Source organism: Enterococcus sp. 3H8_DIV0648 (assembly GCF_002140655.1).
Taxonomy (GTDB): Bacteria; Bacillota; Bacilli; order Lactobacillales; family Enterococcaceae; genus Enterococcus_A; species Enterococcus_A hulanensis.
On record NZ_NGLG01000001.1, the window covers coordinates 1,838,658 to 1,850,738 of the forward strand.

A 12,081-nucleotide genomic window follows, 5' to 3' on the forward strand; every position below is an offset into this window, starting at 1 on the left:
CTTTTATACTAGTAATTGTAGAAATCAAGGGAGGTAGTCTTATGGTAAAAGTCTATTCAAAAAACAATTGTATGCAGTGCAAAATGGCAAAACGTTATTTAACTGAGAATCATATTTCATTCGAAGAGGTCAATATCGACAATGAGCCCGAAGCTCTAGGTTTTCTAAAAGATCAAGGTTTCCAAAGTGTCCCAGTTATTTTCGGCGGACAACAAGCCATCATCGGTTTCCGACCAGATCAATTGAAAGCATTAGCGTAATTCGAAACTTTGCGATCCACGATTGCAAAGTTTTCTTATTTTATAAATTGAAAGGCGGTACGAACTCATCCAGCTTTAGAGCGATAAGACTAAAATTTTTCAAAATGGCTTCTCACATTTTGGAAAAATTTAGTCTTATCGCCGAAAAAGCTAGTTCGTGTAGCCAGACATCAATAGCAGGAAAAAACAAACAGAAAGATGTGACGAGATGAGTTTGAAGGACCTAGGTGAAGTATCTTACTTCAAGTTAAACAACGAAATTAACCGTCCAGTAAATGGACAGATCCCACTAAATAAAGATAAAGAAGCCTTAGCAGCTTTTTTCAAAGAAAATGTTGAACCAAATACCCACACATTTTCTTCCGTTCAAGAAAAAATCGACTATTTAATAGAAGAAGAATTTTTAGAAGCAGAATTTCTTGCGAAGTATACTCCTGCTTTTATTGAGAAACTCTTCAATTACTTGGCGGACCAAAAATTTACATTTAAATCATTTATGGCGGCCTATAAATTTTACTCACAATATGCCTTGAAAAATAATGCGGGCACAGAGTATTTAGAAAGCTATGAAGATCGTGTTGCCTTTAACGCTTTGTATTTTGCGAATGGCGACGAAAAATTAGCATTATCATTAGCTGATGAAATGATCCACCAACGTTACCAACCGGCTACCCCTTCATTTTTAAATGCTGGACGTAAACGCCGCGGTGAATTGGTGTCTTGTTTCTTGATCCAAGTAACAGACGATATGAACAGCATCGGCCGTTCAATCAACTCAGCGCTGCAATTATCACGCATCGGCGGCGGCGTAGGGATCAACCTATCAAACTTGCGTGAAGCAGGTTCACCAATTAAAGGCTACGATGGTGCCGCAAGCGGTGTGGTTCCAGTCATGAAATTATTCGAAGACAGCTTCTCTTATTCTAATCAATTAGGCCAGCGTCAAGGTGCCGGTGTAGTTTACTTAGATGTTTTCCATCCAGATATTGAAATGTTCTTATCTGCTAAAAAAGAAAACGCTGATGAAAAGATCCGTGTGAAGACTCTTTCACTTGGTGTAACGGTACCGGATAAATTTTACGAATTGGCTCGTAAAAATGAAGATATGTATCTGTTCAGCCCTTATGGTGTCGAACGTGAATATGGCGTCCCTTATTCTTATGTTGATATTACAAAGGAATACGACAACTTAGTTGCAAATCCAAATATCCGCAAGAAAAAAATTCGTGCTCGTGATTTAGAAAATGAACTCTCCAAATTGCAGCAGGAATCTGGTTATCCATATATCATCAACATTGATACTGCCAACCGGGCCAACCCGATCGACGGAAAAATCGTTATGAGTAATTTATGTTCTGAGATTTTACAGGTTCAAATCCCTTCTACCATCAATGGACGTCAAGAATATGATGTACTAGGTACTGATATTTCATGCAACCTTGGTTCAACCAATATCGTCAACCTGATGGAAAGTCCTGACTTTGGTCAATCGGTTCGTACCATGACTCGGGCTTTGACTTTTGTCACCGATGAATCAGATATCGAAGTGGTTCCTTCTATTCAAAACGGCAATAAATTGAATCATACGATTGGTTTAGGTGCGATGGGCTTGCACAGCTTCTTCGCCAAGCATTTGATGGAATATGGTTCAGAAGAATCCATCGACTTTACCAATATTTATTTCACTTTATTAAACTATTGGACATTGGTGGAAAGTAATGAATTAGCGAAAGAACGCAAGACTGTCTTCCATAACTTTGAAAAATCAGACTATGCGAATGGTTCTTACTTTGATAAATACACAACCGGCGAATTCGTTCCAAAAACAGACAAGGTCAAAGAAATCTTTAAAGATATCTTCGTGCCGACTGCTGAGGATTGGAAAAACTTAAAAGCAGCCATTCAAAAAGATGGTTTGTATCACCAAAACCGCTTGGCCGTTGCGCCGAATGGTTCGATCTCTTATATCAATGATACTAGTGCCAGCTTGCATCCGATCACTCGTTTGATCGAAGAACGTCAAGAAAAGAAAATTGGTAAGATTTATTATCCAGCGCCTTACTTGAATAATGATACTCTGCCTTATTACACCTCTGCTTATGACATGGATATGCGTAAAGTGATCGATGTATATGCAACAGCTCAACAGCATATCGATCAAGGAATGAGTTTGACCTTATTTATGCGTTCTGAAATTCCAGACGGTCTGTACGAATGGAAAACAGAAAGCAAACAAACAACACGTGATTTGAATATCTTACGTAACTATGCCTTTTATAAAGGATGCAAATCGATTTATTATGTGCGGACCTTTACGGATGATGCCGAAGAAATCGGTTCAAACCAATGTGAAAGCTGCGTAATCTAACTATGACTGTTACCTCTCCTGCCTTTGCTTGAGAGGTAATGCTATGCACTAGATATAAACACTTTAGGAGGAATATCCATGGCAGAAACTTATTATGAAGCCATTAACTGGAATGAGATCGAAGACGTCATCGACAAATCGACCTGGGAAAAATTAACAGAGCAATTTTGGCTGGACACGCGGATTCCGCTGTCAAACGACTTAGATGATTGGCGCAAGCTGTCACCTTTAGAAAAAACGGTCGTGGGGCATGTTTTCGGCGGATTAACATTGCTTGATACGGTTCAATCAGAAAGCGGAATGGATCAACTGCGAGAGGATGTTCGGACACCTCATGAAGAAGCCGTATTGAACAATATCCAATTCATGGAATCCGTCCACGCCAAAAGCTATTCTTCCATTTTCAGTACTTTGAACACCAAAGCGGAAATCGAAGAAATCTTTGAATGGACAAATACCAATCAATATTTGCAAAAGAAAGCGGCACGAATCAACGAAATCTATAAAACCGGTACGCCGCTAGAAAAGAAAATCGCCAGTGTTTTCCTAGAGACTTTCTTGTTTTACTCTGGTTTTTATACTCCGTTGTATTATTTAGGCAATAATAAATTAGCCAATGTAGCGGAAATCATTAAATTGATCATTCGCGACGAATCCGTTCACGGCACCTACATCGGTTATAAGTTCCAACGCGGCTTCAATGAACAAACAGAAGAAGAACAAGAACGTTTGAAGGAATGGATGTACGATTTATTGTATGAATTGTATGAAAACGAAGAACGTTATACAGAAGAATTATACGATGAAGTCGGCTGGAGCGAAGAAGTAAAAACCTTCTTACGCTACAATGCTAACAAAGCGTTGATGAATCTGGGAATGGACCCGCTCTTTCCTGATACTGCCGATGATGTAAATCCGATCGTGATGAATGGAATCTCTACCGGAACCAGCAACCACGACTTCTTCTCACAAGTCGGCAATGGCTACTTGCTTGGTCAGGTGGAAGCCATGAATGATGACGACTATTTAATTGGGTTAGACTAAAAGAAGCATTACTCAAAAGGCTGCCAGCAAAATTGCTGGCAGCCTTTTTTTATTCTGATGCTTGAATTCGTTTGATAACTGTTTCTTTATTAACAATCGTAGTTGTCATATAGGTCAGAATCCCTTGAACAACGACTACTAATACGATCATTAGCAAAACTTGGATAAATGGGTACTGATACGTTTTGATCTCCATCAATGAGTGACTTTCAGCATATAGATAAACTAAATATCCCAAGAAACTTCCCACTCCGACTCCCAGTAAAAGTATTCCGCCAGCATACACGAGGCCTTCTGTTTGAAGCATCCGTTTCATTTGTCCATTCGACATGCCAATCGCTTGCATAACACCTAGTTCTTTTTTACGACTCAAAATACTATCGATTGTTGTATTGATCAAGTTCATAATACCGACGATTGCTAAAATTATCATGATCGCATAACCCGCTCCAGTCGTCATTTGCATTACCCCTTGCCAATCCTTCAAAACTTCTTTATAACTTGTCAAATTGAAGAGTTCATTTTCTTCGACGATACTTTCAATTGCTGGCTTGATTGCTTCTGCCTGCCCTTTAGTCGCTTTGATGTTGATGAAATAAGTTAGATTGTTATTGGACATTTTTTTCAATGCTTCATTGCTCATCAAGAAATTATCATAGTTGCTGACTGATTCGGGGAAATTTCCACCGCCGATAATCGTCATTTCCTTTTCAAACGAACGATTGCCGTCAAAAAATCTAAATGTCAGTGTATCGCCAATCTTTATCTCTGGATAATTGGTCATTAAATATCCAGTCGCAATCACCTTATCTCCCGAATTCAATTCGTCATACGTGGCGCTGCCTTCTTTAAAATTATTTTTAATCAAGTCCATTTGATCTTTTGAAATTCCGCCGATTGATAATCCAAGCGGCTTATCTGAACCAATTTCATTGACCTCTGGTATTTCTCCGGTAATTGATTGGAACGATTCTACCTTTTCAACACCTTTGATTGCTTTGATTTCATTAATCATCTCTGCATTCAACGGATTATTTTGTTGGATAGCGGTCCATTCAAGTTCTGGACGCATCTTATCACCGCTTTTTGATGCAATGTTCATCCGATAATCTTCTGCGATCGCGTCACGGGCGATCTGTTGCGGATTCATACAACTAAAAACAGTTGAGATAACTACGAATAAAATTCCGATTATACCTAGTGAAAAAATCGTAATCAGTGTTCGCTTCTTATTTCTTGAAAGATTCGCATTAGCTAGGCGGCGCAGATCAAGATCGATAAATCCTTTGCGCTGTTTTTTCTTTTTCTTACCTTGATTTTGTCCGGTATAACGCATCGCTTCCACCGGCATGATTTTGCTGGCTTGGCGCATTGGTTTCAAGGAAGCTATGATAACTGTCAACAAAGTGATTCCGATCGTCATTCCAACGATCCATGGAAGGATCAATGAGACCTCGCCGTTATCAAGAACCTGGCGCATCACTTTTGTAGTAACTACATCGTTATTGATCGAAGACATCAAGTGAAAGAAAACGAATTTCACGCTGACAAACCCGATCAACAGTCCAAGTGGTATTGAGATTCCTGCTACGATTAAATTTTCTCTTAAAATGATTTGACGTGTTTGTCGTTTAGTTGCTCCTAGTGCTGCTAGTTTCCCAAAATCTTGAACCTTATTGATCAAGGATACATAGTAAATACTGTAGATTGTCAAAGCTCCTGCGATTAAAATGATTCCGATAATGATTGCCAGACCAGTATAGAAGTTCGGATCAACATAATTGGAAAAAAGATACTCGCTATTTTCGACAATATCAGTCTCGTTAACATCGAAATTTTTCCCAATGGTCTTCACTTGATCACTAATACTGTCTGTTGAAGTTGCTACTTCCTTCTTCACGCGCAGCATCATACGGTAGCTGCGTTGATTTTGGGGAACGAACTCATTCATAAAATCTTTTGAGATTAGCATCGAAAAGATTTTTTTCCCCTTTTTCGCTTCAGTATTCGGGGATATACCAGATAATTGGAAATCCATCTCCTGTTGCAGTCCCATGCCGTCTTCTTCATAAATTTGGACAGGAATTTTGATCGTATCGCCAATTTTAGCATTAGGATAGCCAAGTTTTTTTAACGCGTTGCGGGAAAGAACGGCATCATTAGCTTTTTTAGGTGCGTGTCCTTGTTTAAATGTTTGTTTCGCCAATTTTTGAGCCGTACTATCTAAATAGCTGATTAAAACAAAATCGTCTTTCTCTAAAACTGACTCACCAATATCTTGACGTAATCCATATTCGTCAACCGCATCGTGTTGCGCGATTTTTTCCATATTTTCTTCAGACACACCGCGATACATCGCGTGCCAAGTCGGATAAACCTTATTAACAGCCGCATTCTGAACATTTACCACACCTAAACCAATCGACGTGATCAAAAAAACTAAGACTGTGGTTAAAATAATTGCGATTCCTGAAAGGAGATTTTTCCCTTTATGGTACTTTGTATTGGCCAAAGCCACTGTACTCGTCATCTTCATTTAAATCACCCGCCCATCTTCAAGGTGAACGATATGATCAGCCGTTTGTGCGATCCCTTCATCATGGGTAATCATGATCAATGTCTGGCCAAATTTTTCAACTGATCTTTTTAGTAATGACATCACTTCTAATTCGGTCTTTGTATCCAAGTTTCCTGTTGGCTCATCCGCTAAAATAATCGCCGGTTCTGAAGCAATCGCGCGAGCAATTGCCACACGCTGCTGTTGACCGCCCGAAAGCATACTTGGTAAAGCTTTTTTCCGATCACTCAAACCGATCGTCGTAAGTAATTCTTCAATGAACGCTGTATTGACCTTCCGATTATCTAAACCGATCGGTAAAACGACATTTTCCCAAACATTCAAAGAGGGGATCAAATTATAATTTTGGAAAATGAAGCTGATCTTTTGACGACGAAAGACTGCCAATTGCTCATCCTTCATGCGAAAAACACTTTTTCCATCAACAATTACCTGACCAGAATCTGGCCGATCCAATCCTCCGATTAAGTTCAACAGCGTACTTTTTCCCGAACCCGATTTACCAACTATTGCGACAAAATCGCCTTTTTCTACTTCTAAATCGATGTGGTCGACAGCCTTTACGGTTGAAGTTCCGTCGTTATAATGTTTCACTAAATCCCTAACTGTTAAGATCATTTTATTTTCCTTCTTTCCTTTTCTCATTTCTATACTCTTAGTATAAAAAAGAACCCTTGCAGGATTCTTTCAGCGAACATAACAATTTTGTAAGAAAGGCGAGAAAAATATTTAGGCTAACGGCAAGGTCAATTGAAAGATCGACCCTTGCGGATAATGCTGTTTAACCATGACCGTTCCACCTTGACCTTCAATGATCTTTCTTGTTAGATACAAGCCAACACCAGAACCTTCGACAGACTCACTATTACTGCCGCGATAAAAACGTTGATAAATTTTATTTTGCTCCTCTTTTGTAATGCCCGCACCCTCATCTTCGATTTCTACTAAACTATACGTAATTAATGATGATGCACGGACTTTGACCGTCGTCTGCTCAGGTGAATACTTGACTGCATTTTCCAGAACATTTCCCAATGCTTCCAAGGTCCATTTTTTATCGACCAAAACAAAAATATCTTCGGTTAATTCAACCTCTAATTCTATCTCCTTTTCAACAGCCTTCATGATTACACTATTGATAGCCTGATTGATCAGCTGCTGTAAGGAAATTCTCTGCGGCTGCAGCTGGATCAGATCTGTTTCTAATTGTGAGATTTTAGCCAGCCCATCCAGCATTAAATCTAGTTTATTTATCTGGACTTCTGCTTGTTCCGCAAAATTCTTTCGTTCTTGTTCTTCGTATTGATCAGAAAGAGCGATATCTAAACTTAATTTTAATGAAGCCACTGGAGTTTTTAGCTGGTGAGTAATATCCGTAATACTGGACTTTAAATTTCCTTCTTCAAGTTGACTTCGTTGCAGCATCAATTCATTATAAGCAATGCTTTCTTGATACTCGTTCGTTTTCTTCGCTAAATAGGCCTGTACTTTTCGCTTTTCCCGTACAAATAAAAAAAGGAACCCTGTAAGAATCAGCCAGCAAACGCTGAACAATGCCAAATTACGCCAAAAGTAGCTGTTTAAAATATGAGACAGACTCATTTTAGATACCAACCCATATTTTTCTTCTAGGTTTTTTCCTTCTATTATTAGCTCCGCCGTTTTGAACTCATCAAAGTCTTCAATCAACTTCGCTTCAGAAAATGTCCCTTCTTTGTTGAGCATCGCTAAAGTTGCTTGCTGATCTCGTTGCAGATCCGAACGCATCTTTAGATTCTGAACAATAAACAGCCCAAAGCAAAGCACAGAAAATAAAACGTAAAGCAGAATTATTTTTTTTGAACGTCGTTGATCCATAAATAGCCCACTCCCCGAACTGTTTTGATTCGCTCTTTGCCAACCTTTTGCCGCAGGCGGCTGATATTGACCGAAACGGTATTCGTGTCAACATAGTCTCCCTTTGTATCCCAAATCTGATCCAATAATTGATCCGATGATAAAATTTGTTTAGGATTTTCCATAAACAGGATCAACAACTGAATCTCTGTTTTACTTAAAGGCAGCATTTCTCCCTGAAGTTTAACTTTCATTTCAGTCAGCGATACTGCCAGCTCTCCTGAAACCAATTCATGCCCTTGATTTCGGACCACTCGTTTCATCATCGCCTGTACTTTAGAAACCAAGACCATCAAACTAAAAGGCTTCGTCATATAATCATCCGCCCCATGAACATAGCCCGTCACAATATCATGCTCTTGATTATAGGAAGTCAGCATCAAAATCAGCACATTCGACTGCTCCCGTACCTTTTGACAAAAATCCAAACCGCTGCCATCCGGCAAGGAAAGATCACTGATAATCAAATCAATATCATTGCTCTGAAAGCTCTTTTCTGCTGAAGCAATATCTAAACAGGGCACAACCTCATACCCTTCTCTGGTCAAACATAGCTGAATTCCATTATTTAAGTTTGAATCATCTTCTAACAAAAGAATTTTTCCCATTATTTCCTCCCAATTCCAACTAAAAAATAAGCGTGATACCACTCACAACCTTCTACTCTAACTCTATCAATGAAAGTTCAGCGTGACAACATTACTTTAAAAAAAGAGGATAAAATCATCGGAAAATGATTTTATCCTCTCGTTTACACATTGATCATGCGAAGCTTAGTAATGTTCTTATACATGGAAAGATCCTCGATCACATCCGTATAATTCATCCCGCGCGGCAAATCGATCGTATAGACATTCGTATAAATACGATAGTCATCCATAAAATCGACATCGAAATCGACGTCCTCTACTTCGATTTTTTTACTCTCAAAATAGTTCATGATGAATTCCTTGGTTGCTTCACGATGAATGTAACGAATCTCCAGCTTCTTAATGGAATTGATTTTGATGATTCGCTTGACCACTGTCAAAGCTAGGATGATCCCAACAAAGCTGCAGATGGCGATTGTATAATAGCCCATCCCAATAGCGATTCCTAAACCAGCACCCGCCCAGATCGAAGCGGCCGTAGTCAATCCTTTGACCGAACGATTGCTGACCATAATTGTTCCAGCGCCAAGAAAGCCGATTCCACTTACAACTTGCGCAATCAAACGCGCTTCATCTGCTCGAACCACGCCGACAAATTCTGGCTTTGCCGCTGCGTAACGCAGGGCTTGATCCGCAATCTCCACTTGGATCAAGGCGATAATCGTTGCTCCCATACAGACCAAGATATGTGTGCGAATTCCAGCAGGCCGATTTTTATACTCTCGTTCGATCCCGATGGCACCGCCCATGACCATAGCTAAAAACAATCGCAGCATAATTTCATAAACGGATAATTTCAAATCCATTTCTGCACCAGCTCCTGTTCCATAAATATCCCTTCACTTCCAGTATAGCACGCTCTAGAAAAAAGCGAGTCTCTCAACCTTTTAGTCTGCGCAGTTCATCTTCTGTTAGTAAACGATATTTACCCTTAGCTAAATCCTGAGGCAAAGTAAGTCCGCCCATTCGGATTCTTTTTAAGTAGGTCACTTCTTTTCCGCAGGATTTGACCATTCTTTTGACCTGATGGAATTTTCCTTCATGCAGAATAATCCGAACTTTTGACGCAGCTTCGGTAACTTCATCGATGGATAATTCCGCCGGCAAAGTCAATTCTCCATCTAAAGTAATGCCTTCAGTAAATTGTTGCTGATCCTCTACCGTCATCACACCGTTGACTTCAGCGAAGTATTCCTTCTCCACATGCTTCTTCGGCGACAACAACTCATGAGCCAGTTTGCCGTCATTAGTTATCAGCAGCAATCCTTCCGTATCCTTGTCTAAACGCCCCACCGGAAAAAGATCACTGCGATAATCCATCGGTGAAAATAGATCCATCACTGTCTGATCCCGTTGATCCTCCGTCGCACTCACTACCCCTGCTGGTTTGTGTAGGACATAGTAATAAAATTCTTGGTAATGTAAAAGCTCACCACGATATTCAATACGATCTTTCTCTGGATCGACTTGTTTTTTATCTGATTTTTCAATTTGCTGATTTACAGTGATCTGACCTTTTTTTATCAGCTGTTTGACTTCCTTGCGGCTGCCTAAGCCGGCTTCTGCTAAAAATTTATCTAAACGCATAGTATCCTCCGCCTAACTTTTCTAATTTTCACTATAGCCAAAGGTGGAAAAAGAAGCAAGCTCAGCCGCATTCACGACTGAGCTCTGAGATACTTAATCCATTAAATGGTTCACATCACCACTTTTCAAATAAGGAATCGCATGTTGAATCTCTTCATAGGACCAATCCCACCATTTGATTTGCTGCAACTTCTGAATCGTGTCCGCATCAAAACGGCGCTTGATCTCTTTTGCCGGCACTCCGCCAACCACACTGTAGGCTGGAACATCCTTCGTTACGACTGCCTTAGCACCGATGATCGCACCATCACCAATCGTAACACCGGACAAAATAGTCGCTTCATAACCGATCCACACATCGTTTCCGATCACGATATCGCCTTTATTGTCCCAAGCCGAAGTCACATGCTCCTTGTCCAACTGCCATTCTTCATAAAACAAAGGAAAGGTGTAGGTGGAAAGTGCCGACTGCCGATGATTGGCACTGTTGAAAATAAAGGTTGCACCGCAGGCGATCGAACAAAACTTGCCAATGATCAGTTTATCTTGATTAATCGGATACTGATACAGCACATTATTCTGCTCAAATTCTCGCGGATCGCTGCGGAAATCGTTGTAAATCGTATACTCTCCTACCGAAATATTCGATCGCGTAATGGTCTCTTTTAAATAAACCGTTTCATAATCATTTTTTCTGGGATAAAGCTTTTTTGCTGGAATAGTTTTTCACTCCTTATTAGTAAAAGAAATTTTTCAGTCAACCATTCCAGCTAAAACAATACACCTCTTCATATGATCACACTCCTAAATTAATTATAGCATTTAGCAGAATTAAGCTTCTATATTTTCTTGCGTGTGAACTGCGAAAAGCTGAACTGATACGCACAAAAAAACTCCAAGGATTTCTCCTTGGAGTTAGAATACTAATTCTTATAATTTGCTTGCAGCATCTTCGTCGATGATGACTGTTACATCATCATGGTTTTGTAGGATACTTGCAGGTACATCTGTTGTTACTGAGCCATTGATCATGTCTTTGATTGCATCAGCTTTATCTGTGCCGAAAGCCATCAACAAGATTTTCTTGCTTTCCATGATTGAACCAATACCCATTGACAATGCACGAGTTGGCACATCTTCTACTTTATCGAAGTTGCGTTTGTTTGCTTCGATGGTTGATTCAGTTAATTCAACTACGTGAGTTGTAACATCAAATGGTGTGCCTGGTTCGTTGAAGCCGATGTGGGCGTTGCGGCCGATTCCTAATACTTGCAAATCAATCGGATGATCAGCGATCACGCCGTCGTAACGTTTGCATTCAGCATCTAAATCTTCTGCTTTACCATTTGGTACGAATGTTTCTTTAAAAGGTTTTTTGTTGAATAATTGATCGTTCATGAAGTAACGGTAGCTTTGTACATCGTCACCAGCTAATCCAACATATTCATCTAAGTTTACAGAAGTCATATCTGAAAAATCTAAATCACTAGAAGTCATTTCTTTATATAAAGTTTCAGGTGTGCTGCCAGTTGCTAGTCCTAATACTTTTACGCCGTTTTCCATTCCATCTTTGATGATTTCAAATGCTTTTTTTCCGCCTTCGTTGGCATCTTTCACGCGAATTACTTTCATGGGTAAACGCTCCTTTATCAATTTGGTATACACCAATTTTAACACCCTTCAATCAGTTTTGCAACA

At 39.7% G+C, this 12,081-nt stretch carries 11 protein-coding genes; 3 read left to right on the top strand and 8 right to left on the bottom strand.

Going from position 1 to position 12,081, the window contains the following annotated elements:
- Positions 1–41 precede the first annotated feature (41 nt).
- The 3 genes from nrdH (at position 42) to nrdF (ending at position 3,672) form a co-directional block, all read left to right on the top strand.
- On the top strand, positions 42–260 hold the full coding sequence (gene nrdH / locus A5875_RS08535; RefSeq protein ID WP_010780000.1) for a glutaredoxin-like protein NrdH: 219 nt from the start codon (positions 42–44) through the stop codon (positions 258–260).
- A 208-nt stretch (positions 261–468) separates the two neighbouring features.
- On the top strand, positions 469–2,628 hold the full coding sequence (gene nrdE, locus A5875_RS08540; RefSeq protein ID WP_088933195.1) for a class 1b ribonucleoside-diphosphate reductase subunit alpha: 2,160 nt from the start codon (positions 469–471) through the stop codon (positions 2,626–2,628).
- A 78-nt stretch (positions 2,629–2,706) separates the two neighbouring features.
- Positions 2,707–3,672: a class 1b ribonucleoside-diphosphate reductase subunit beta gene (gene nrdF, locus A5875_RS08545; RefSeq protein WP_088933196.1), complete on the top strand. Its 966-nt coding sequence runs from the start codon at positions 2,707–2,709 to the stop codon at positions 3,670–3,672.
- Positions 3,673–3,721: 49 nt separating this feature from the next.
- On the opposite strand, the gene A5875_RS08550 is transcribed toward nrdF, so the two are convergent.
- The 8 genes from A5875_RS08550 to nagB form a co-directional block, all read right to left on the bottom strand.
- Positions 3,722–6,208: an ABC transporter permease gene (locus tag A5875_RS08550; protein ID WP_088933197.1), complete on the bottom strand. Its 2,487-nt coding sequence runs from the start codon at positions 6,206–6,208 to the stop codon at positions 3,722–3,724.
- On the bottom strand, positions 6,209–6,868 hold the full coding sequence (locus tag A5875_RS08555; RefSeq protein WP_088934659.1) for an ABC transporter ATP-binding protein: 660 nt from the start codon (positions 6,866–6,868) through the stop codon (positions 6,209–6,211).
- 111 nt (positions 6,869–6,979) lie between these two features.
- Positions 6,980–8,107, bottom strand: coding sequence for a sensor histidine kinase (locus A5875_RS08560; protein WP_088933198.1), 1,128 nt, complete (start codon positions 8,105–8,107; stop codon positions 6,980–6,982).
- Positions 8,080–8,754, bottom strand: coding sequence for a response regulator transcription factor (locus tag A5875_RS08565; RefSeq protein ID WP_088933199.1), 675 nt, complete (start codon positions 8,752–8,754; stop codon positions 8,080–8,082). The genes A5875_RS08560 and A5875_RS08565 overlap by 28 nt, the downstream gene beginning before the upstream one ends.
- 143 nt (positions 8,755–8,897) lie before the next feature.
- Positions 8,898–9,602, bottom strand: a complete 705-nt coding sequence (locus tag A5875_RS08570) for an MgtC/SapB family protein (protein ID WP_088933200.1) — start codon at positions 9,600–9,602, stop codon at positions 8,898–8,900.
- Between the two features lie 73 nt (positions 9,603–9,675).
- Positions 9,676–10,383 (bottom strand): pseudouridine synthase, encoded by a 708-nt coding sequence (locus A5875_RS08575; protein ID WP_088933201.1) that lies wholly within the window; start codon positions 10,381–10,383, stop codon positions 9,676–9,678.
- A gap of 93 nt (positions 10,384–10,476) precedes the next feature.
- A complete protein-coding gene (locus tag A5875_RS08580) occupies positions 10,477–11,103 on the bottom strand; it encodes a CatB-related O-acetyltransferase (RefSeq protein ID WP_088933202.1) in 627 nt (208 codons plus the stop codon).
- A 210-nt stretch (positions 11,104–11,313) separates the two neighbouring features.
- Complete coding sequence (gene nagB / locus A5875_RS08585; RefSeq protein WP_088933203.1) at positions 11,314–12,015, bottom strand: glucosamine-6-phosphate deaminase; 702 nt, start codon at positions 12,013–12,015, stop codon at positions 11,314–11,316.
- Positions 12,016–12,081 lie beyond the last annotated feature (66 nt).

Coding starts and splice junctions, on each gene's coding strand:
- A5875_RS08575 (WP_088933201.1), bottom strand. CDS start 10,383: ATGCGTTTAGATAAATTTTTAGCAGAAGCCGGCTTAGGCAGCCGCAAG.
- A5875_RS08565 (WP_088933199.1), bottom strand. CDS start 8,754: ATGGGAAAAATTCTTTTGTTAGAAGATGATTCAAACTTAAATAATGGA.
- A5875_RS08555 (WP_088934659.1), bottom strand. CDS start 6,868: ATGATCTTAACAGTTAGGGATTTAGTGAAACATTATAACGACGGAACT.
- A5875_RS08570 (WP_088933200.1), bottom strand. CDS start 9,602: ATGGATTTGAAATTATCCGTTTATGAAATTATGCTGCGATTGTTTTTA.
- nrdF (WP_088933196.1), top strand. CDS start 2,707: ATGGCAGAAACTTATTATGAAGCCATTAACTGGAATGAGATCGAAGAC.
- A5875_RS08560 (WP_088933198.1), bottom strand. CDS start 8,107: ATGGATCAACGACGTTCAAAAAAAATAATTCTGCTTTACGTTTTATTT.
- A5875_RS08550 (WP_088933197.1), bottom strand. CDS start 6,208: ATGAAGATGACGAGTACAGTGGCTTTGGCCAATACAAAGTACCATAAA.
- nagB (WP_088933203.1), bottom strand. CDS start 12,015: ATGAAAGTAATTCGCGTGAAAGATGCCAACGAAGGCGGAAAAAAAGCA.
- nrdH (WP_010780000.1), top strand. CDS start 42: ATGGTAAAAGTCTATTCAAAAAACAATTGTATGCAGTGCAAAATGGCA.
- nrdE (WP_088933195.1), top strand. CDS start 469: ATGAGTTTGAAGGACCTAGGTGAAGTATCTTACTTCAAGTTAAACAAC.